We start from the raw sequence: 21,057 nt of genomic DNA, 5'->3' as shown, positions 1-21,057 counted from the left end.
CGCTGCTGTTCCGGAGGGCCACCCCGGCCGGGCGCGCCGAGATGCGTGCACGGCTGTGTCCGGTGCTCCGGTCCGCGCTCCGGTTCTTCGGTGCGTTCACCGCCTTCGTCGTCCTGGCCGGTCTGCTGGTGCTGGTCTTCCAGGAGACGGTCTCCGGCACCGGCTCGGGCGGGTCGCCGGACGTGATGCTGGTCGTGGCGGAAGGCTCATGCGGGTGTTCCCTCCGGGGATTGCTCCGGTGTTCGTGCCGGGGTGCGGCAGGCCGCGGCGAGGGCGCGAACGCGGGCGGCCGGGAGCGTGGGCGGTGCCCCGGTGGGCACGCCCCGGCAGGAGGCGCACTTGCCGCCGGTCAGCGCCCCCGCCCGGGGCGGACGCCCGCACTCGGCGCATTCGATGACGCGGACCGGGCGGGGCTTCGGCGGCGGAGCGGGCGGCAGCTTGTCGGTGAGGCGGCGGCGGGCGAGGGCGGCCGGGTGGTGGACGGGGCTCGGCAGCCCGGTGGTGAGGGCGCACAGCACCTGGCGTTCGCTCGCCTCACGGGCGAACCACTCCTCGACGAGCGGGGCGAGGGCCGTGCAGTCGGCGTGGGACAGCGACATCACGGGGTGCTCGCGCCCGAGGGCGGCGAGCAGGATGTACGCCCGGGAGCGGGTCGGGCGGCGACGCTCCTCGGCGCGCTCGGCGGGCAGGTCGCCCGCGGCGTACGCCGCCCACCAGGAGTCGTCGCGGGCCGTGCGGGACCACCAGGTGCGGGTGACCCACCGCGAGGTGCCGTCCGGCGCGACCACCGACTCCAGCCCGTGCCGCAGATGCCCGGCGCGGACGAGCGCCCGCAGGACGGTGGTGATCGCCGTCTGCCCGTACGGGGTGTGCTTGGCGAGCGTCTTGATGGAGATGTCGCTGGTGTCGGGAAGCCGGTCGACGTAGGCGGCGACGGCGGCCTCGCGGGGCGTCAGATGTGCGAAGTCGTCGCCCGCGAGGGGGCCTTCCGCGGACACGGAGCGCTTGCCGTAGCCGGGATTGGCGAGGGGGTGCGGGGCATCACTACAGTGGCTCTCAGCCATGGATCGCTCGATTCGATCTCGATGGTCAGGCCCTCGTCCGGTGTTGGCGCACCGGCGGGGGCTGTTCGTTTATCGGAACGGTAGAGCGTGATGACGCTGCGTGGCAAGTCGGTCGCGGAACGTCCGCGAGCATGTCAACGGACAGGGTGGGAGGGGACTCGCTGCGCCGGGAGGGCTCGATCGGCCTGATCGCGGCGGACGCCCGGATTCCCGCGCTGTCAGAGGCGCTCGCCGTCGCGGGCATGGCGTACCTCTCCCCCGGCGAGGAGACGACGGCCGAGTCCCGCCTGACGCTGGTGCCCGCGACCCCGCGGACGAGCCGTCCGCGCCCTGGGCCGCCCTAGGCCAGCTGGCGCGGGAGCGGCGTCGAGTGGAGGACGGTGAGGCCGGAGACGGCCCTGGTCAGGGCGACGTACAGACGGCGGAGGCCGGTGCGTTCGTCCGGTTCGCCCGCGACGATCGCGGACGGCTCGTCGAGGACCACGTAGTCGTATTCCAGGCCCTTCGCCAGGGACGCGGGCACCAGCGTCAGGCGGGACTCGGCCGTCGTCTCCTCGCCGGGGGAGAGGTACGCCATGCCCGCGACGGCGAGCGCCTCTGACAGCGCGGGAATCCGGGCGTCCGCCGCGATCAGGCCGATCGAGCCCTCCCGGCGCAGCGAGTCCGCGCACGCGGCGATCACCGCCGCGTCCAGGCCGGCGTCGTCGCCGACCGCCTCGACCGTCAGCGAGCCCGGGTTGTCGCGCACCGAGGAGACCGGCGCCAGGCCGGGGGACATGTGCGGGAGCAGGCGGGAGGCGTACGCGATCACCTCGCGGGGGACGCGGAAGCCGGCCGTCAGCTCCTCGACCACCGCCTCCGGCTTCCCCAGATGCGCGAGCGCCTGGGCCCACGATCCCGTCGCCCACGGGGTCGTGCCCTGCGCCAGGTCGCCGAGGACCGTCGCCGACCCGGTGGAGCACCGGCGCCCCACCGCGCGGTACTGCATCGGCGACAGGTCCTGGGCCTCGTCGAGGACGACATGGCCCAGTGAGTGCGTGCGCTGGACCAGGTCGGTCGCCTCGTCGATCAGCACCGCGTCCGCCGCGGACCACTTCGCCGACTTCACGCTGCGCGGCGGCCTGTCCATCAGGATCGCGGCCTGCTCCACCGCGTCCAGCACGCCCTCCGCGTGCTCCGCGAGGAAGCCGGCGTCCGACAGCAGCCGCAGCACCAGCTTGGCCGGGTCGACGGGCGGCCAGATCGCCTTCACGGCCGCCTTGACCGCCGCGTTGCGGGCGACCGCGTCCTGGACGCGGTCGTCGGGCGCCTCGCCGGACTGCTCCATCCGCACCAGCACGGCGTGCGCGATCCGCTGCGGCAGCGCGTCACGCGCGGCGCCGTAGCGGATGTCGCGGTCGAGCAACTCGCGGACGATCTCCTCCAGTTCGTACGCCGGGATCCGCCAGCGCCGCGACCCGCGGACGACCACGACCGGCTCCGTCGGCAGCGTCACGTGCGAACGGACGGCCCGGCGCAGCACCAGCGCCATGCGGGCGTCGCCCTTCACGACCGCCGCACGGGCCTCGTCGGCGCCGCGCACCTCGACATGGGCGACCAGGTCGTCGACGGTCGCCTGCTTCACCTCCAGCTCGCCGAGCGCGGGCAGGACCTGCTCGATGTAGTGCAGGAAGGACCGGTTCGGCCCGATGACCAGCGTGCCCGTGCGGGCGAGCCGCTCCCGGTGCGCATAGAGCAGGTACGCCACCCGGTGCAGGCCCACGGCCGTCTTGCCGGTGCCCGGGCCGCCCTGGACGCAGACCGAGCCGGACAGGCCGCTTCGGACGATCTCGTCCTGCTCGGGCTGGATCGTCGCCACGATGTCCCGCATCGGACCCACGCGCGGCCGCTCGATCTCCGCCTGGAGGAGCTTCGAGGTCCGCTCGGTCTCGGAGGGGTCGGTCAGGTGCTCGTCCTCGTACGCGGTGAGCTCCCCGCCGGTGTAGCCGAAGCGTCTGCGCAGGCCCACGTCCTGGGGGTCCTTGCGCGAGGCCCGGTAGAACGGCTGCGAGACGGGCGCGCGCCAGTCGACGACCATCGGGTCGCCCTCGGCGTCGTGGACGTGCCGGCGGCCGATGTAGAAGCTCTGCCCCTCCTGGGAGGAGTGGAGGTAGTCGAGGCGGCCGAAGAACAGCGGTGTGTGGGCGAGGTCGGCCAGCGCCTTGACCCGCTCCCCGATCTGCGCCTCCAGCACCGCGGCGTTGACCCAGTTGGCGGTGACGTCCCTGATGTCGAGCGACTGGACGTCCTCGCGCATCGCGCGCAGCGCCGCACGGGACGCCGCCAGGTGCGCGCGTTCACGGCCGAGCGGACCGCCGTCGGGCTGCGGGGTGGAGGGGGGCGCGGCCGGGGCCGGCGTCGAGGGTGCGGGAACGTGCGCGGGCACGGGTTGCCTCCGGGCTGGGTGCTTCGTGATCACGACATGGCGAGCCGGCCGGTTTCCGTCCGGGCGGCGGCGCTCCTCGGCGGGAGGCGGGGAAACCCCGGCCGAAGCCGGGGCAAGCTCGCGATTGTAGTCACCGCGCAGGGGCGGGGCGAACGGATTTCCCCCGCCCCGCACCGCGCCTGCGTGGCCCCCGGTGGCGGCCGACGTCCCCGGCGTCCGGCGCGGACCTCCGGGGGACTCGGGGTCGCGTCTCCTCCTTGATGGGGACGGCGTCTGTCCCGAGTCGTACGCGGCGCCGGGTGCGGTTCGGCCCAGGGGCCGATGCTCCGTACGGGTGAAAAGGGACACCATGGAGACATGAGCACAGCGACCTTCACCCCAGGCACCCCGGCCCACGGCGGCGCCCCGCGCCGCGGTGCCACGGCCACCGGAACCGTCACCCACCCCCGTCACCGCGTCGGCAACGCCCTGCGCGCGGTCAAGGTCTTCGCCGAGACGGTGTTCTCGGTGACCGTCCTCGGCGAGTACGGGCCGGAGGCGGGCGTCCGCCGCCGCTGACCCCGCCCGCCGCCCCGGCCGGCCGGCCGGCCGGCCCGCACGACCTTGGGCCGACCCGGTTCCGGTTCCGCTTGCCCGCGTCCTGGCACGCACCTTCCGCGGCCGGTCACGCACGGCGCGACCGCGGGTCCGCCTCCGGGCACGCACCTTCCGCGGCCGGTCACGCACGGCGCGACCGCGGGTCCGCCTCCGGGCACGCACCCTCCGCGGCCGGTCACGCACGGCGCGACCGCGGGTCCGCCTCCGGGCACGCACCTTCCGCGGCCGGTCACGCACGGCGCGACCGCGTCCGCCGGTCCGGCCCGGCGTCAGGCCGGTTCGCCCGAGTCCGCCAGCAGGTCGTCCGCGTCGACGATCCGGTACGCGTAGCCCTGCTCGGCGAGGAACCGCTGCCGGTGGGCGGCGAAGTCCTGGTCGATCGTGTCGCGGGCGACCACCGAGTAGAAGTGCGCCGTGTGCCCGTCCGCCTTCGGACGCAGCACCCGCCCCAGCCGCTGGGCCTCCTCCTGGCGGGACCCGAAGGTGCCCGAGACCTGGATCGCGATCGTGGCCTCCGGCAGGTCGATCGAGAAGTTCGCGACCTTGGACACCACCAGCACGCTGATCTCGCCGTTGCGGAACGCGTCGAAGAGCTTCTCTCGCTGCGAGTTCGGCGTCTCGCCCTTGATCACCGGCGCGTCCAGGTGCTCGCCGAGCTCGTCGAGCTGGTCGATGTACTGGCCGATGACGAGGATCTGCTGGCCCTGGTGCTTGCGCACGAGCCGCTCGGTCACCTTCCGCTTCGTCGCCGTCGTCGCGCAGAAGCGGTACTTCTCCTCCGTCTCGGCCGTCGCGTACGCCAGCCGCTCCGCATCCGTGAGGTTGACCCGGACTTCGACGCAGTCCGCCGGCGCGATGTAGCCCTGCGCCTCGATCTCCTTCCACGGCGCGTCGAAGCGCTTCGGGCCGATCAGCGAGAAGACGTCCGACTCCCGGCCGTCCTCGCGCACCAGCGTCGCGGTCAGTCCGAGGCGCCGCCGCGCCTGGAGGTCGGCGGTGAACTTGAACACCGGCGCGGGCAGCAGATGCACCTCGTCGTAGACGATCAGGCCCCAGTCCCGGGAGTCGAAGAGCTCAAGGTGCGGATAGACGCCCTTCCGCCGGGTCGTCAGCACCTGGTAGGTGGCGATGGTGACCGGGCGGATCTCCTTCTTCGTCCCGCTGTACTCGCCGATCTCGTCCTCGGTCAGCGTCGTGCGCTTCACCAGCTCGTGCTTCCACTGCCGGGCGGAGACGGTGTTGGTGACGAGGATCAGGGTCGTCGCCTTCGCCTGCGCCATCGCGCCCGCGCCGACGAGGGTCTTGCCCGCGCCGCACGGCAGCACGACGACGCCGGAGCCGCCGTGCCAGAAGCCCTCCACGGCCTGGGTCTGGTACGGGCGCAGTGCCCAGCCGTCCTCGGCCAGCTCGATGGGGTGGGCCTCGCCGTCCACGTATCCGGCGAGGTCCTCGGCCGGCCAGCCCAGCTTCAGCAGCGTCTGCTTGATCTGCCCGCGCTCCGAGGGGTGCACGGCCACCGTGTCCGGATCGATCCGGGTGCCGACCAGCGGCTGGACCTTCTTGGACCGCAGGATCTCCTCCAGCACCGGACGGTCGGTGGTGGTGAGGACGAGCCCGTGGGTGGGGTGCTTGCTGAGCGTGAGACGGCCGTAGCGGGCCATCGTCTCGGCGATGTCGACGAGCAGCGCGTGCGGCACGGGGTAGCGCGAGTACTCGACCAGCGCGTCCACGACCTGCTCCGCGTCGTGCCCGGCGGCCCGCGCGTTCCACAGGCCGAGCGGGGTGACCCGGTAGGTGTGGATGTGCTCCGGCGCGCGCTCCAGTTCGGCGAAGGGGGCGATGACACGACGGCAGGCGTCGGCCAGTTCGTGGTCGACTTCGAGGAGAAGTGTCTTGTCGCTCTGGACGATGAGGGGACCGTTCACGCCTGCGCCCTTTCGGTTCGAGCCTTCGACGAGGCCAAACCTCCAGTGTGCCGCATGACGGACCGGGGCGGGGCGGGCTCCGTCCGGCCCCGTCCGGCCCCGGCCCGTCGGGAGGCGTGCCTAGTCCTCCACCAGCTCGGCGACGCCCGTGATGCGGTGCAGCGGATACGTGCGGACCTCGTCCGCCGTGTGGTCGTAGCCCGTGACGAAGCCGCCCTCCACCCGCACCGGCGCGATGACCCGCTGACTGGCCGCGCCGTCCGCGTTCACATAGCCGATCCACAGCGCCGAGCCCGTCAGCGCGGCCGCCTGGACCGTGGCCAGGGTCTCCGCCGCCGTGGTGCGCGGCAGCTCGCCGTCGGCCGGCGGCGTCGCGGCCTGCGTGCCGGACGGCTTGCGCTCGACCGTGGCCGCCAGATCGCCGGCGCGGATCGCCTTCACCGCCGCGCCGAGCAGCGTCCCGTCCGGCAGCGGGGGGCCGTCCGGGACGGGCACCGGGGCCGTGCGCGGGGGCGTGCGCCGGGCGTGGGCGCGGGTGATCAGCACGTCGCCCTCGGCCGACTCCGCGGCCGGGGCGTAACCGAGCGAGCGCAGCCCCTCCAGCAGCGCCGCCGGATCCGCCTGGGCGGCGAGCACCGTGGGCGCGAGCCGGCGCAGGCCGAGGCCCTGGGAGCGCCTGTCGGCGAGGATCTCCCCGAGGACGGTCTCGTCGTCGCAGCGCACGTACGCGGAGGCGGCGCCGACACGGAGATGGCCGTGCCGGCGGGCGACGTCGTCGATCAGGTAGCTGAGCGGCTGCGGCACCGGCGTACGGGAATGGGCGGCGAGGAAGGCGTGCAGGTCGGAGGCGCTCCGGCCCGCGTCCAGCGCCCGGCGCACCGACCCGGGGGTGAAGCGGTAGACCGTCGCGCCGCCCTTCGACTCGACGTCCGCGAGCACGGAGAGGGCCTCGGCGAGCGGGCGCTCCAGCGGCCCGGGGGCGACCGCCGTCAGGTCGGCCTGGAGCAGCACGTGGTCGAGCGGTTCGGGCAGCAGCGGCGCCAGCAGGGCGACGGCGTGCGCCCGGCGCGCATCGTCCCCCGCTCCGGTGGCGCCCGCCGCGCCGCCGTCGCCGATCAGCGCCCGCGCGGGGGCCGCCAGCGCGCCCCGGCCCGTGATCCCGAGCAGTTCGGCCTCGGCCAGCGTCCACTCGGTCAGCCGCGCCCTGAGGTCCCGGGCGCCCGTGCCCAGGGCGTCCCCGCGCAGCGGACGCTCCCACCGCAGCCGGTCCTGGAGCGACCGCGGGTCGGGCGCGGCGCCGTCGGGAAGGGCGCCCAGCAGCCCGAGCACCCGGTGACGCACCTCCGGTGCCGCCGAGCGGTCCAGTTCCGGGCCGAGCGCCGAGAGGGTGCGCCCCTTGGAGTCCTGGCCGCCGACCAGCCCCGGGGTGCGGGTCGCCGCCAGCCATGCGGTCGCCAGCACCGCCCACCGCTCGGCCGCGGGCAGCTCCAGCCACTCGTCGTACGCGGGGGTGGGGGCGTACCGCTCGTCCGCCTCGCCGTCCGTGGCCAGCAGGCCCGCCGCATAGGCGAGTTCGAGCCAGAACGCGGCCAGCTGCTCCGTGGTGTCGAGCGCGGCCGCGGTGCGCTTGAGGTCCCGTACGGACAGGCCCCCGGCGCGCAGGACGGCCGGGCCGCCCTCGTGCCAGTCCTTCAGCAGGTCCTCGACCGTCGACAGGGCCGTGTACGCCTGCCCGGCCGCCGCGCTGTCCACAACCTGTGGACGGCGCTCGGCCGCCACCGCCACGACGGGGGGCACCGGCTCCGGCGTGCGGTGCGCCCGGCCCGCCCGCAGATGCAGCGCCGCCTCCCGCGGCAGCACCACCGTCCGCGGCGAGGCCGGCAGCAGCAGACCCCGGTCCCGCAGCCACCGCACCGGAGGCGCGGGGGAGGCGGTCACCTCCCCGTACGGCGGGCCCCACACCAGCCGGTCCAGCACCGCGAGCGCCTCGGACGGCGCCGTGTCCAGCAGCCGGGCCATCCGCTCCCGGTCCGTGAACAGCGACGTCAGCGCGGCGACCGCCGACACCGGATCGTGGGTGGCCGGCAGCCCGGCCTCCGCCACGATCTCCTGGAGCCTGCCCGGCGACATCCCGGCCGTCGCCTCGGCGACCGTCGGGCCGAGCCCCGTGGGCGAGGGGCGCGTCGGCTGCGGCGCCAGCAACTCCCGTGCGGTGCGCACCAGTCGCAGCCGGTCGTCCTCGCCCCACACCAGCGCCTGGCGCCGCAGCTCCCCGAGCGCCCCCGGGAGCGCCGCCGCCACCTCGGGGACCGGTTCGTCGCCGGTCAGCAGCCCGAGCAACTCCTCGTAGGAGGCCGGGTCCGCGGCCACGGCCAGTGCCTCGGCGGTCTGCAGCGCGAAGCGGTCGAGCCGCTCCAGCGCGCGCACCACGGAGGCCCGGGTGCCGGCCCGGGTGGCGAGCTGGGTGACGTCGTTCGGCACCGGGCTCAGCAGGTCGGGGCGCGCGCGCAGCAGCGCGGCCAGCTCGTCGTCGGCGCGGGCGCGCAGCGCCTCGGCGAGCGTGCGCGGCGCGGTACGGCCGGCGTGCGAGCCGCCACGTGAATCGGGCATCGTCCCCATCCGCCCCACGGTAGCCGCTGGAACGCTACCGTCGGGGGCAGGGCGGCCCCCGGCCGCTCCTCGTCGCGCACGCCGGCAGCGTCACGCTGGAACACCAGCGTCACGCTGGGAACAGCAGGGGAACGTCCGTGGGGATCGAGAGCGACCAGCTCGTCTTCGACTATCTGAGCCGGGTCGGCGACCTGGCCCAACAGGCCCAGCTCCCGTCCGGGGCGCGCATGCGGCTCGTGACCACGCTGCGGAGCGAGATCGAACGCCGGCGGACCGGGGTCGGCGGGAACACCCCGGCGGGGGTGCGCCGCATCCTCGGGCGGCTGGGGACGCCGGACGAGGTGGTCGCGGCCGCCGCGGAGGACGGCGGCGGCGCGCCGCCGACGGCTCCGCCCGCGTCCGTGCCCCGCCCTGCGGAGGCGGCCGACGAGAGCCCGGCGCCGCGCCCGCGCCTGCGGTTGCGCGCCCCGCGCCCGCGCACGCCCGACGCGCCTCCGCCGCCCCCCGCCGCCTCGCCCCCGCACCTCGCGGGCATGGACGAACTCGGGCCGTCCGGCTCGGAACCGGACTGGTGGCGCATCGATCCGGGGCCGTTCGGCCCGGGGGACCGGGTCGCGGGATTCGTCGGCGGCGTGGAGGTGCCGGAGATACTGCGCCCGCCGCGCGAGGAGGAGTCCGAGGCCGCGGAGGAGGAGCCTGACGCCACGGAGGGGGCAGACGCCGGGGACGAGGCCGCCGTGCGGCGGCGGTGGCGGCCGCGGGTGCGGCTGCGGCGCCGCGCGGAAGCCGTGCCGGAGGCCGCGCCGGACGGCGGGCGGGGGTTCGGACACCCGATGCTCCTGCTGGGTGCGGCGCTGCTCCTGGGCGGCGCGGTGTTCGGCTCCCTGATCCCCCTCGCCGGCGGCTGGCTCATCGCGTACGGCTCGCGCCGCCTGAACCCGACCCAGACCAAGATCGCCCTCTTCGTCATCCCCGGGGCGTCGGTGGCGGGCGGACTGCTCTGGCTGTGGGGCCGCGTCAACGGCCGCTGGGGGGAGCCCGTCCCGGAGGACGCGATGCGGGAGGCGCTGCTGGGCACGTGGCCGTGGGTCCTGAAGGGCGCGGCCGTCGCCACCGCCCTCTACCTCCTGTGGCGCGCCCGCACCGTGCGCGGGGCTTGAGGGGCCGGGGGCGTCGCCCCCGGCGGGCCCGGGTGTCCGGGGGTGCCTCTTCCGCCCGGCCGGCTCGCGATGCGTTGCTCCAGCCCGTCCGGCGTTCGGGGACACGGCCGCGGGCCGTGCCGTGTCCGCCGGCGGGCGGCCGGGTCGGGAGGCGCGGCCGGGTCCGGCGGGGCGCTGCCCCGTGCCCCGCGCCCCGCGCCTCGATCGCCGGCGGGGCTCGACGGGACTGGGCCCGACGGGGCTGAGCTCGACGGGGCTGAGCTCGACGGGACTGGGCTCGACGGGGCTGAGCTCGACGGGGCTGGGCCCGAGGCCCGGGGGGACGAGCCCCGCGGGCTCGGCACAATGGGTGGCATGACCACACACCCCGCCCCCCTCACCGTCGGCTTCGACCTCGACATGACCCTCATCGACTCGCGCCCCGGCATCCGTGCCGCCTACCGGGCGCTCTCCGCGGAGACCGGGGTGTGGATAGACGCGGACCTGGCCGTCACGCGTCTCGGGCCGCCGCTGGAGCAGGAGTTGGCGCACTGGTTCCCGGACGGGCGGATCCAGGAGATGGGCGACCGCTACCGCGCCATCTACCCGGACCACGCCATCGAGCCGACGGTCGCGATGCCCGGCGCGCGGGAGGCGATCGACGCCGTGCGGGCGGCCGGCGGACGCGCGATCGTCGTCACCGCCAAGCACGAGCCGAACGCGAAGCTGCACCTCGCGCACCTCGGCATCGAGCCGGACGAGACGATCGGCTGGCTGTGGGCGGAAGCCAAGGCCGAGGCGCTGCGCGAGCACGGCGCGAGCGTGTACGTCGGCGACCACGTGGGAGACGTGCGCGGTGCGCGCGTCGCGGGCGCCTACGCGGTCGCCGTGCCGACCGGCCCCTGCGACCGCGACACCCTGCGCGAGGCCGGTGCGGACGTCGTCCTCGACGACCTCACCGCGTTCCCGGCCTGGCTGGACGCGTACACGCAGGGCGGGTCCCCCGGGGAGCGCTAGAACTTACGACCGACTGGATCCGGCCTGTCGCCGCTGCGCGGCGATCGACCGCAGCACCCCGCCCGCGGCGATCACGAATCCGACGCCCATCAGCATGCACACCGCGTAGGCGACGGGCGGAAACGGTTCCGTGCCCAGGAACAGCGGGGCCACGGTGACCAGTGTGGCCACTGCGCCGACCGTCTTCGTCCACTCCTCCGTGCTCCCGTCCGGAGTCGACGTGCTCAAGCCCGGCCAGCGTGTCGAATTCGGCGTCGTGGCAGGCCAGCGCGGTGACCAGGCGCTGTCGGTGACCCTGCTCGACCCGACCCCCTCGGTGGCCGCGGCCCAGCGCCGCAAGCCCGACGAGCTGGCCTCCATCGTGCAGGACCTGACGACGCTGCTGGAGAACATCACGCCGATGCTGGAGCGCGGCCGCTACCCCGAGAAGACCCAGGGCAAGAAGATCGCCGGCCTGCTGCGCGCGGTCGCCGACCAGCTCGACGTCTGAGCCGCCCGACGCCGCCCGACGCCGCCGGCCATGACCTGCGCGGCCGGCAGCCGACCGACGCCGACCGACGATTGACGACGACCGACGATCCGCCCCCGGCCCGCGCGCCCGCGCGCCGAGCCCGCACGCCCCGCGGGCTCACACGAAGGCGAGCGCGTCCGGGCCGAGGGGCGGCACCAGCCCCTCGGCCGCCGCTCGCGTCAGCAGCCCGCGCACGGCCGCGTAGCCGTCCACGCCCAGGTCGTGGGTGAACTCGTTGACGTACAGGCCGATGTGCTGGTCGGCGACGGCCGGGTCCATCTCCTGCGCGTGCGCCAGCACATAGGGACGCGAGGCCTCCGGGTCGTCCCACGCCATGCGCACGGAGGTGCGGGCCGACTCGGCCAGCAGCTCCAGGGTCCTGCTGCCCAGGGACCGCTTGGCGATGATCGCGCCGAGCGGGATGGGCAGTCCGGTCGTCGTCTCCCAGTGCTCGCCCATGTCGGCGAGCGAGTGCAGACCGTACTGCCGGTAGGTGAAGCGCGCCTCGTGGATGACGAGCCCGGCGTCCACCTTGCCGTCGCGCACCGCCGGCATGATCTCGTGGAACGGCATCACGACCACCTCGCCGATCCCGCCGGGGACGGCGTCGGCCGCCCACAGCCGGAACAGCAGGTAGGCCGTGGAGCGCTCGCTCGGCACGGCGACCGTGGCTCCCCGCAGGTCCACCCCGGGCTCCCGGGTCAGCACCAGCGGCCCGCAGCCGCGGCCCAGCGCGCCGCCGCACGGCAGCAGGGCGTACTCGTCCAGCACCCACGGCAGCACCGCGTACGACACCTTCAGCACGTCGTACTCGCCGCGCTCCGCCATGCCGTTGGTGATGTCGATGTCCGCGAACGTCACGTCCAGTGCCGGCGCCCCCGGCACCCGTCCGTGCGCCCACGCGTCGAAGACGAAGGTGTCGTTCGGGCAGGGCGAGTAGGCGATCTGCAGGGTCACAGGTGCTCCTCCAGTACGGGGGTGAGCCGGCGGAAGCCGTCGCGCAGCGCGTCGAGCGCGTCGCCGATGCGCCAGGCGGCGCGGTCGCGGGGGCCGACGGCGTTGGAGACGGCGCGGATCTCGATGACGGGCACCCCGTGGGCGGCGGCCGCCTCGGCCACCCCGAACCCCTCCATCGCCTCGGCGGCCGCCCGAGGGTGACGGGCCGCCAGTTCGGCGGCGCGGGCGGCCGTGCCGGTCACCGTGGAGACGGTCAGCACCGGGGCGTGGGTCGCGCCCAGTGCCTCGGCGGCGTGGGCGGACAGGGCGGCGGGCGGCCGGTGGACGGTGCGGCCGAAGCCGAGTTCGTCGACGGGCAGATAGCCGTCGGGGGTGTCGGCGCCGAGGTCGGCGGCGACGATCGTGTCGGAGACGACCAGGGAGCCGAGCGGTGCGCGGCCGGGGAAGCCCCCGCCGATACCGGCGGACACGACGAGCGCGTACGGCTCGGCCGCGAGGGCCAGCGCGGTCGCGGTGGCGGCCGCGGCGGCCGCCGGTCCGACACCGGCGGTCAGCACGTGCAGGCCGGACGTCCGGGTGAGCGCGTACCCGCCCCTCGGGAGGGTGTCCGTGTCCCCCGTGGCGGCGACGGCTCCGGCCTCCGCCGCCACGGCGGTCACGACGAGTACACGCATGGCGAGGTCCTGGCGGTCAGGACGACTTCTCGAACTGGAACCGGTAGATGCCGATGACCTTGGTGCCCTTCGTCTCCATGATGTTGACGTCGGCCTTGGTGGTCGGCTCGCCGGTCTGCGAGGAGAAGAAGGCGTTGCCCGGAATGGTCCGGTACGTCTTCTTGTACGGCTCCTGCTCCACCGGCTGCGCGCCGAAGAGGAGCGTCCAGCCGTTCTCGGCGATCTCCGGGTCGACGCCGATGCGGACCTTGTCGTCCACGGCGAACTCGATCTTGGTCGGAGTGCCCTGGGTGAGGCACTTCTGCACCTCGGACTCCTTGATCGCCTCGCCGTCGTTGTAGCAGGTCGCCTCGGCGTGGACGGACTTCGTACCGACCGTCACAGTCACGAGCGGGGTCGGCTTGTCGCAGGCGGAGAGGACGAGAAGCCCGGCGGACACGGCACCGAGAGCGGCGGCGGCCCGGCGGCGCCTGCCGGAGTAGAACGCAACGGTCATGGCCCGAAGGCTATCGGTCCCGGTCGGCCCCGCGTCGCGGGGGTACGGCGCGGCGCGCCTTTGCCCCCGCCGGGACGTACGCCCCGGCGCGCGCCGTGCCCCTCCGTCCCGGGCCGGTCGCGGCGCCCCGCGCGCACGGGACGGACCGGGCGTGTCCCGTGGGGCCGGGCGCGCAGGCGGCCCCGGGGCCGGCGGCTCGGACGACCCGGTGGGCGGGCGCCCCGGCGGCAGGCCGCTCAGGCGACCCGGGGGCGGGCGCCGCTGCTGCCGCCGCCGCGGCGGGCGGCCGTCAGCAGCCCGCGGTCCGCCGCCAGCGCGCCCGCCGCCACGATGCACGCCGCCACCGTCATCCCGACCACGCCGTTGAGCGGCAGCGCGATCCCGATGGCGCCGCCCGCCACCCACGCCATCTGCAGCAGCGTCTCCGAGCGTGCGAACGCCGAGGTGCGCACCTGTTCCGGCACGTCGCGCTGGATCAGCGCGTCCAGCGAGAGCTTGGACAGCGCCTGCGAGAAGCCCGCCGCCGCGGCGAGGACCGCGACCATGCCCGCGCCGAAGAAGACCGCGGCCAGGACCGCCGCCGTCAGGACGAGCGTCAGCATCGTGACGATGATCATCTCGGGGCCGCGCGCCTTGAGCCACGCGCCCACCGCCGTGCCCAGCGCGTTCCCCGCCCCGGCCGACACGCCCACTATCCCCAGCGAGACCGCCGCCGACTGCCCGGCCAGCGGATGCTCCCGCAACAGGAACGCCAGGAAGAAGATCAGGAACCCGGAGAGCGCCCGGTGCGCCGCGTTCGCCTGGAGCCCGTGCAGCACCGAGGGGCCCACCGTCCGCAGACTCGGCTTCTTCTCGCCGTGCGTCAGCATGTGCGCCTTGCGCTCGCCCTTCGCCGAGTCGACCTTCGGCGGCATCGTGAACGCCCAGTACGCCCCGAGCAGGAACAGCGCACACGCCCCGTAGAGGGGCCACTGCGGCCCGATCTGCTGGAGCCCGGCCCCGATGGGCGCGGCGATGCCCGTGGCCAGCAGACCGGCGAGCGTCACCCGCGAGTTCGCCTTCACCAGCGAGAACTTCGGTGGCAGCAGACGGGGCACGACCGCGCTGCGCACCACGCCGTACGCCTTGGACGACACCAGGACGCCCAGCGCGGCCGGATACAGCTCCAGCCCGCCCGTCGCGACCGCGCCGGACATCAGGACCGCCAGCAGCGCCCGGGCGATCATCGCGCCGGCCATCGCCGCGCGCCGGCCGTGCGGGATGTGGTCGAGGAGCGGACCGATGACGGGGGCGAGCAGCGTGAAGGGCGCCATGGTGACGGCGAGGTACAGCGCGACCCGGCCGCGCGCCTCGTCGGTCGGCACCGAGAAGAAGACCGTCGACGCGAGCGCGACGGTGATCATGACGTCGCCCGCGCCGTTCACCGCGTGCAGCTCGATCAGTTTCCCGAGCCCCGACTCGCCCGCGCCGTGCGCGTGCGTCGCCTTGCGGATGCCGCGCGCGGTGCCGGTGAAGGGCCGGTGCAGGGCACGGCCGACCGCCCGGCCCGCTCGTCGCAGCGGCCCGGCGTCGTCGGACGACCTCGCGGTTGCCACGTCGTCATAGTGCCCCAACGGCCGCCGCCGCGAACCGTGATCCGCTCCCGGGGGCACGGCGTGTCCGCCCGCGGACCGCGCGTCGGCCCCGGCGCGCGGCCTCCTCCCCGCGCCGCGGCGCACCTCTCCGAGCGGGCCGTGCCTTGCGGACGCGCGACCCCGCCCGCGACCCCGCCCGCGTGTCACGGCGCGTGGCCCGGAACTTTTCCTGACGGTCTTTCGGGCGGGGCGGGGCGGCTCCCGTCCCGCTCCGCCCCGGCCGTCCCCGCACCGTCGCGCCGCTGCTCCCCCGGCCTCGGAGCGCCCGTCTCCCGCGCCCCGGTTCCGCCTCACTTGCTCCGGTCTCGCTCCCGTCTTGCCCCCGTCTTGCTCCCGTCTTGGGACGGGCAGGTGGGCGGGGAGCTGCGAAGGGGGTAGCGTGCGTAGCGCGCCACCGGCGGTTGTTCCCGGCCGCGCGCCTCTTCGGCATCCCGCAGAATGGATGACGTCAGGTGCGCCCAGGAAACGGATCGGTCCGGGCGTGGACGTCGATGCGGCCCTCAGGTCCGCTCCGCCCACCGCCCCGGATCACCCGGACGACAGGCGCACCCGTGAGACGGCGTAGGAGAGAAGCGAGACCTGTGAGTGCTGCGACGACGCGAAGCCGTACCCCCGACCGTCTGTGCGCCGAGGCGGTAGACCTCGCCCGGGAGGCGGCCGAAGAGGCCGCGGCCCCGGGAGTGGTCGGCGAGCACGTATCCCTCGTCTCCGAGGGTGACCGGGTCGTCACCCACTTCTTCGAGGCCAAGGAACCGGGCTACCGCGGCTGGCGCTGGGCCGTCACCGTCGCCCGCGCCTCCCGCGCGAAGGTCGTCACCCTCGACGAAACCGTCCTGCTGCCCGGGCCCGACGCCCTCCTCGCCCCGGAGTGGGTGCCCTGGAGCGAGCGGCTGCGCCCCGGCGACATGGGCCCCGGCGACCTGCTGCCCACCGAGGCGGACGACCTGCGGCTGGAGCCCGGCTACACCGGCGACGAGGAGCCCCCGCCGAACTCGGTCCTCGCCCCCTCCCACGACCTGGTCGAACGCGTCGACGCCGAGGACGCCGAGCTCACGGACCGCGCGCCCGCCCTCGGTGCCACCGACCACGACGGCCGCGGCCAGATCGCGGCCCTCGCCGAGGAACTCGGGATGCGGCGCGCCAGGGTCCTGTCCCGGTACGGCCTGCACACGGCGGCCGACCGCTGGGACGACTCCTACGGCCCGAAGACCGCGATGGCACAGGCCGCGCCGGCCTCCTGCCAGTCCTGCGGCTTCCTGGTCCCGCTCGGAGGGTCGCTGCGGCAGGCGTTCGGCATCTGCGCCAACGAGTTCTCGCCGGCGGACGGGCGCGTGGTGTCCCTCGCGTACGGCTGCGGGGGGCACTCGGAGGCGGCCGTGATGCCGAAGCCGCCGGTGCCGCCGCCGCCGGTGCTGGATTCGCTGGCGCTGGACGAGTTCCCGCTGCGGCCGGCGAGGGACAGCGGCTCCGTCTCCCCGGAGACGGACCCGTCCTCCGAGGACCTGGGCCACTCCTAGCGGGGGCGGCCTTGCGGCCGGCCCGGCCGGGGCGCTTTTCAGCCGGTCCGGCTGGGGTGGGCTTTGCCCGGGTGTGCCTTTTCAGCCCGTCCGGCGTTCGAGGACACGGCCGCAGGCCGTGCCGCGAGAACGCCTGCCGCCGGGTACGTACCCGCAACCGGTCCGCCGGCCCCCGCCCCGCCGGCGTTCGAGGACAGGGGCGCAGGTCGTGCCGCGTGCATCGGCGTGCGGCCGGGTCCGTGGGGGCATCCGGGTCCGGCGGGGCTCTGCCCCGCGCCCCGCGCCTCAGTCGCCGGCGGGGCTGGTTGAGCAGCAACCGGGCCCGGCCCCACGGGACCCGCCCCGCGGCCAGGTCCGGACACGCAGCCCGGCCCCACGGGACCCGCCCCGTAGCCGGGGCCGTACGCGCACCGGACGCCGGGCCGCCTCCTCGCGGCCGGATCCGGGCGCGGAGGCCCGCCCACCGGGGCTCCGCCCCGCACGCCCCCGCGTGGACGAGGTACCTTCGCCCACAAGGGCACAGCCAAGCGCACAGAGCGGAGCGGCAGCGTGAGCGTCAGGACGACCGAGTGGGCCGACCCGTTCGGGACGGCGCGGCTGCGGCGCGGAGTGCTCGACGCCTGGGAGGCGAGCCCCGCCCGCTTCCGGGAGGACGCGAACGCCGAGGAGGACCTCGCCCTCGGCGGCTACCGCGACCGCCTCGTCATCGAGCTCGCGCAGAACGCCGCCGACGCCGCCGCCCGTGCCGGCGTCCCCGGCCGGCTGCGGCTGACGCTGCGCCCGGGCCCGGACGGCGCCGCAGGCACGCTCGCCGCCGCGAACACCGGCGCCCCCCTGGACGCCACCGGCGTCGAATCGCTGAGCACCCTGCGCGCCTCCGCGAAGCGCGAAGGGCACGAGACGTCCGTCGGACGGTTCGGCGTCGGCTTCGCCGCCGTGCTCGCCGTCTCCGACGAGCCCGCCGTCGTCGGACGTCACGGCGGCGTCCGCTGGTCGCTGGCCGAGGCGAGGGACCTCGCGCTGGAGTCGGCGCGAAGCGCCCCCGGCCTCGGCGACGAGCTGCGCCGCCGCGACGGCCACGTCCCTCTGCTGCGGCTCCCGCTGCCCGCCGAGGGCTCCGCGCCCGACGGGTACGACACGGTCGTCGTGCTGCCGCTGCGCGACGGCGCCGCCGTCGACCTGGTGGAGCGCCTGCTCGCCGGCATCGACGACGCCCTGCTGCTGACGCTGCCCGGTCTCGCCGAGATCGTCGTCGAGACCCCGGACGGCACCCGGGAGCTGCGGCGCGAGACGCAGGACGCCTACGTACGCATCACGGACAGCGCCGCCCCCGAGCCCCGCCGCTGGCGGGTCGTCAGCCACGACGGCCCGATCGAGCCGGCCCTGCTGGCCGACCGTCCGGTCGAGGAGCGGCTGCGCCCGCACTGGTCGGTCACCTGGGCCGTCCCGGTGGACGGCGACGGCGGCCCGGTCCGGCCCGGCACGGCGCCCGTGGTGCATGCGCCGACGCCGACCGACGAGCCCCTCGGCGTGCCCGCCCTGCTGATCGCCTCGCTGCCGCTGGACCCCACGCGGCGGCACCCCGCGCCCGGTCCGCTGACCGACTTCCTCGTCGAGCGGGCGGCCGACGCCTACGTCGAACTGCTGGGCGACTGGCGGCCGGTGACCACCGGCACCATCGACCTGGTGCCCGGCCCGCTGGGCAAGGGCGAACTCGACGGCGCGCTGCGCGCCGCCGTCCTGAAGCGGCTCCCCCGGGTCGCGTTCCTGGAGCCCGCCCTGCCCCGCGAGGGCACGGCGGACGACTCCGGTCTGCCCGACCGCGAGACACCGCCCGCGCTGCGCCCCATCGAGGCCGAGGTCCTGGAAGGCGCGGGCGCCGAGACCGTGCGCGTCCTGGCCGAGGTGCTGCCGAGCCTGCTGCCCGCCGGTCTGGAGCGCCGGGTCGAGCTGCGCACCCTGGGCGTCGCCCGGGTGCCGCTGACGGAGGCGGTCGACCGCCTGGCCGGCCTGGAGCGCGAACCCGACTGGTGGCGGAGGCTGTACGACAGCCTCGCCGGTGTCGACCCGGACCGGCTGACCGGGCTGCCCGTGCCGCTCGCCGACCGGCGCACCACGATCGGCCCCCGCCAGACGCTGCTGCCGCTCGCCGACACTCCGCCGCACCTGGCCCGGCTCGGCCTGAAGGTGGTCCACCCCGACGCGGCCCACCCGCTGCTGGAGAAGCTGGGGGCGCTGCCCGCGACGCCCCGGGCCGTGCTGACGACCCCGCAGGTACGGGCCGCCGTCGCCGGTTCGCTCGACGCGGGCGAGATCTGGGACGAGGACACGGACACCCTCGACGCCGAGGAACTGGCGGAGACCGTCCTCGCCCTGGTGCGGGACGCGGAACTGGAGCCGGGGGACGAACCGTGGCTCGGCGCGCTGGCCCTCGCCGACGAGGACGGCGAGCTCGCGCCCGCCGGTGAGCTGGTGCTGCCGGGCAGCCCGTTCGCCTCCGTCATGCGCGAGGGCGAACTGGCCCTGTGCGACGCCGGCCTCGCGGACCGCTGGGGCGAGCAGCCCCTCGCGGCCTGCGGCGTCCTGGCCGACTTCGTCCTGGTCCGCGCCACCGACGTGGTCCTCGACCCCGACGAACTGGAGCCCCGGGAGGGCGACTTCTCGGAGCCGGACGACGCCGGTCTGCTGGACGCGGTCGACGTGTGGTGCGAGGACGTGCTCGACCGGCTGCCCGAGACCCCGCTGCCCCCGGTCGCCACGGAGATCGTGGCCGTACGGGACCTGGAGCTCGTCGACGACGACCGGTGGCCGCAGGCCCTCGCCCTGCTGGCGCAGCCCCCGCTGCGGGACGCGCTCACCCAGCCCGTGCGGGTCCTGCTCCCGGACGGCACCACGGAGACGGTCCGCCCGTACACCGCGTGGTGGCTGCGCGACCACCCGGTCCTCGACGGCCGACGCCCTGCCGGGCTCCGGGCGTCCGGCGCCGACCCGCTGCTGGAGGGCCTGTACGAGCCCGCCGACACCACCGGCTTCGAGGACGCCCAGGTGCTGCACGCCCTTGGTGTGCGCACCTCGGTGGCCGCGCTGCTCGACGAGCCCGGGGGCGCCGCGGAGCTGCTCTCCCGCCTGGCGGATCCTGACCGCCCGGTGCGCGCGGCCCAGCTGCACGCCCTCTACACGGCGCTCGCGGACCTCGACCCGGAGCAGGTGACGCTCCCGGACGAGCTGCGGGCCGTCGTCGACGGCGAGGTGGTGGTGGTGGACGCCGCCGACGCGGTCGTCGCCGACACCCCCGACCTGCTGCCGCTCACCGCCGGGCTGCCCCTGCTGCCGGTGGCACCCTCGCGCGCGGCCGACCTGGCGGAGCTGTTCCAGGTGAGCCGGCTCGGCGAGGCGGTCACGGCGGAGGTCACGACCGAGGGCGAGGAGCACGAGGTCCCGGAGCCGGTGCGCATCCTGCTCGGCCCGGCGACCCCGCGGACCTACGTCGAGCACGACGAACTCCTCGTCGGCGACACCGAACTGGACTGGCGCCGCACCCCGGACGGCACCATCCACGCCTCCACCTTCGAGGGCGTCGCGGCGGGCCTGGCCTGGGCCGCCGGCCAGTGGCCCCGCCGTTTCGAGGTCGCCGCCCTGCTGGAGGACGCCTCCCGCACGGCGGAACTGGAACGCGACCGCTGGTTCGACGCGTAGCCTCCGGGTCTGCGTGGGCACGGTGGCCGCAGGTGGCCACCGTGCGCCGCATCATGGCCAGGTGCGTTCGAGACGGTCGTGGCGTACGGCGTAGGCGGCGGGCCCGCCACGCGCGACGGCTTCGTGGACGGCGTCTCGTCTCGAGATCTTGCTCATGCGCAGGCCCAGCCTGCGCAGGGAACGCAGCACGTGGGCCCACGCCACCGCCACGAAGGGTACGGACGGCTGGTTCCTGCGCACCGGCTCGACCTGGTGGACCATGGCGCACCGGCGGCCGTGCCCCTGAGCCAGGAGCTGAGCGTGGAGACCGGGATCTCACGGTAGGAGGACGTCTCGGTAGGTGTCGGCAGCCCGTTGGTGAATCCGTCGATCATGCTCCACCTCTTCTCCGGGCCGACGGCCTCGGCCGCGCACCACCAGGAGCCCTCCGGGGGAGCAGCCGCGCGCCGGACTGTCAGCATGCCGCCGCCAGGTCGCCCTGACGACAGCCGCGGCAGCGCTCCGTCCCCGCGGAGCGGAAGGCGAGCCCGCAGCCGTCGCAGGTCACCATCGGCAGGACCGGGGGAGGTACCGGCTGCTCGGGCAGGGCCGGCGGGAGTTCGTGCAGGCGGTGAGCGGCAGCAGGTCGGGGGTGTCGGCGACGACCGCGTCGGCGGCGTCCACCACCACCACCTCGCCGTCGACGACGGCCCGCAGCTCGTCCGGGAGCGTCACCTGCTCCGGGTCGAGGTCCGCGAGCGCCGTGTAGAGGGCGTGCAGCTGGGCCGCGCGCACCGGGCGGTCAGGATCCGCCAG

Annotated in this window: 18 protein-coding genes; 7 read left to right on the top strand and 11 right to left on the bottom strand. The window is 75.6% G+C overall.

Annotation, left to right across the window (positions count from 1 at the left end; translation table 11 throughout):
• Window positions 1-206: 206 nt before the first annotated feature.
• Window positions 207-1,064: a hypothetical protein gene (locus tag EAO77_RS05700; protein WP_147986995.1), complete on the bottom strand. Its 858-nt coding sequence runs from the start codon at window positions 1,062-1,064 to the stop codon at window positions 207-209.
• Between the two features lie 131 nt (window positions 1,065-1,195).
• Between EAO77_RS05700 and EAO77_RS05695 the strand changes: the two genes are divergently transcribed.
• Window positions 1,196-1,408, top strand: coding sequence for a hypothetical protein (locus tag EAO77_RS05695; RefSeq protein ID WP_147986994.1), 213 nt, complete (start codon window positions 1,196-1,198; stop codon window positions 1,406-1,408).
• On the opposite strand, the gene EAO77_RS05690 is transcribed toward EAO77_RS05695, so the two are convergent.
• Entirely contained in the window at window positions 1,405-3,489 is a 2,085-nt protein-coding gene (locus EAO77_RS05690; protein WP_147986993.1) for a HelD family protein, read from the bottom strand. The two genes, EAO77_RS05695 and EAO77_RS05690, sit on opposite strands and share 4 nt — an antisense overlap.
• A gap of 357 nt (window positions 3,490-3,846) precedes the next feature.
• Between EAO77_RS05690 and EAO77_RS05685 the strand changes: the two genes are divergently transcribed.
• On the top strand, window positions 3,847-4,047 hold the full coding sequence (locus EAO77_RS05685) for a hypothetical protein (RefSeq protein WP_147986992.1): 201 nt from the start codon (window positions 3,847-3,849) through the stop codon (window positions 4,045-4,047).
• A 308-nt stretch (window positions 4,048-4,355) separates the two neighbouring features.
• Here EAO77_RS05685 and EAO77_RS05680 read toward each other — a convergent pair whose 3' ends face one another.
• Window positions 4,356-6,011 carry a DNA repair helicase XPB gene (locus tag EAO77_RS05680; RefSeq protein ID WP_147986991.1) on the bottom strand — a complete coding sequence of 552 codons (1,656 nt, stop codon included), beginning with the start codon at window positions 6,009-6,011 and terminating at the stop codon, window positions 4,356-4,358.
• A 120-nt stretch (window positions 6,012-6,131) separates the two neighbouring features.
• Window positions 6,132-8,621: a helicase-associated domain-containing protein gene (locus tag EAO77_RS05675; RefSeq protein WP_147986990.1), complete on the bottom strand. Its 2,490-nt coding sequence runs from the start codon at window positions 8,619-8,621 to the stop codon at window positions 6,132-6,134.
• Between the two features lie 137 nt (window positions 8,622-8,758).
• On the opposite strand from EAO77_RS05675, the gene EAO77_RS05670 reads away from it, so the two are divergent.
• Together EAO77_RS05670 and EAO77_RS05665 are read left to right on the top strand one after the other, a co-directional pair.
• Window positions 8,759-9,781 (top strand): hypothetical protein, encoded by a 1,023-nt coding sequence (locus EAO77_RS05670; RefSeq protein WP_147986989.1) that lies wholly within the window; start codon window positions 8,759-8,761, stop codon window positions 9,779-9,781.
• A 354-nt stretch (window positions 9,782-10,135) separates the two neighbouring features.
• Window positions 10,136-10,777, top strand: coding sequence for an HAD family hydrolase (locus EAO77_RS05665; RefSeq protein WP_147986988.1), 642 nt, complete (start codon window positions 10,136-10,138; stop codon window positions 10,775-10,777).
• A 3-nt stretch (window positions 10,778-10,780) separates the two neighbouring features.
• Here the strand turns inward: EAO77_RS05665 and EAO77_RS05660 are convergent, their stop codons facing one another.
• Window positions 10,781-11,005, bottom strand: coding sequence for a hypothetical protein (locus EAO77_RS05660; RefSeq protein ID WP_147986987.1), 225 nt, complete (start codon window positions 11,003-11,005; stop codon window positions 10,781-10,783).
• On the opposite strand from EAO77_RS05660, the gene EAO77_RS05655 reads away from it, so the two are divergent.
• Window positions 10,908-11,267 (top strand): cold-shock protein, encoded by a 360-nt coding sequence (locus tag EAO77_RS05655; protein ID WP_410088261.1) that lies wholly within the window; start codon window positions 10,908-10,910, stop codon window positions 11,265-11,267. The genes EAO77_RS05660 and EAO77_RS05655 overlap by 98 nt on opposite strands.
• 138 nt (window positions 11,268-11,405) lie before the next feature.
• Here EAO77_RS05655 and EAO77_RS05650 read toward each other — a convergent pair whose 3' ends face one another.
• The 4 genes from EAO77_RS05650 to EAO77_RS05635 all read right to left on the bottom strand — a co-directional run bounded on the left by EAO77_RS05650 (window position 11,406) and on the right by EAO77_RS05635 (window position 15,010).
• Window positions 11,406-12,245 carry a 1,4-dihydroxy-6-naphthoate synthase gene (locus tag EAO77_RS05650; protein WP_187283124.1) on the bottom strand — a complete coding sequence of 280 codons (840 nt, stop codon included), beginning with the start codon at window positions 12,243-12,245 and terminating at the stop codon, window positions 11,406-11,408.
• A complete protein-coding gene (locus tag EAO77_RS05645; protein WP_147986986.1) occupies window positions 12,242-12,919 on the bottom strand; it encodes a futalosine hydrolase in 678 nt (225 codons plus the stop codon). Before EAO77_RS05645 ends, EAO77_RS05650 begins: the two co-directional genes overlap by 4 nt.
• Before the next feature lie 16 nt (window positions 12,920-12,935).
• Window positions 12,936-13,415 carry a DUF2771 domain-containing protein gene (locus tag EAO77_RS05640; protein ID WP_147986985.1) on the bottom strand — a complete coding sequence of 160 codons (480 nt, stop codon included), beginning with the start codon at window positions 13,413-13,415 and terminating at the stop codon, window positions 12,936-12,938.
• Between the two features lie 236 nt (window positions 13,416-13,651).
• Window positions 13,652-15,010 carry an MFS transporter gene (locus EAO77_RS05635; protein ID WP_147986984.1) on the bottom strand — a complete coding sequence of 453 codons (1,359 nt, stop codon included), beginning with the start codon at window positions 15,008-15,010 and terminating at the stop codon, window positions 13,652-13,654.
• A gap of 620 nt (window positions 15,011-15,630) precedes the next feature.
• Between EAO77_RS05635 and EAO77_RS05625 the strand changes: the two genes are divergently transcribed.
• Window positions 15,631-16,566, top strand: coding sequence for a DUF3027 domain-containing protein (locus EAO77_RS05625; RefSeq protein WP_147986983.1), 936 nt, complete (start codon window positions 15,631-15,633; stop codon window positions 16,564-16,566).
• 549 nt (window positions 16,567-17,115) lie between these two features.
• Entirely contained in the window at window positions 17,116-20,262 is a 3,147-nt protein-coding gene (locus tag EAO77_RS05620; protein ID WP_147986982.1) for a sacsin N-terminal ATP-binding-like domain-containing protein, read from the top strand.
• A gap of 51 nt (window positions 20,263-20,313) precedes the next feature.
• Here EAO77_RS05620 and EAO77_RS39765 read toward each other — a convergent pair whose 3' ends face one another.
• Both EAO77_RS39765 and EAO77_RS38440 read right to left on the bottom strand, forming a co-directional pair.
• A complete protein-coding gene (locus tag EAO77_RS39765) occupies window positions 20,314-20,523 on the bottom strand; it encodes a hypothetical protein (RefSeq protein ID WP_261993811.1) in 210 nt (69 codons plus the stop codon).
• 282 nt (window positions 20,524-20,805) lie between these two features.
• Window positions 20,806-21,057 (bottom strand): hypothetical protein (locus EAO77_RS38440; protein WP_222723646.1); only part of this gene is annotated, 252 nt, incomplete at its 5' end.

Source organism: Streptomyces sp. T39 (assembly GCF_008042045.1).
Classification (GTDB): Bacteria; Actinomycetota; Actinomycetes; order Streptomycetales; family Streptomycetaceae; genus Streptomyces.
The sequence above is the reverse complement of the archived record's forward strand: the minus strand, read 5'-3'. Positions and strand labels throughout refer to the sequence as shown.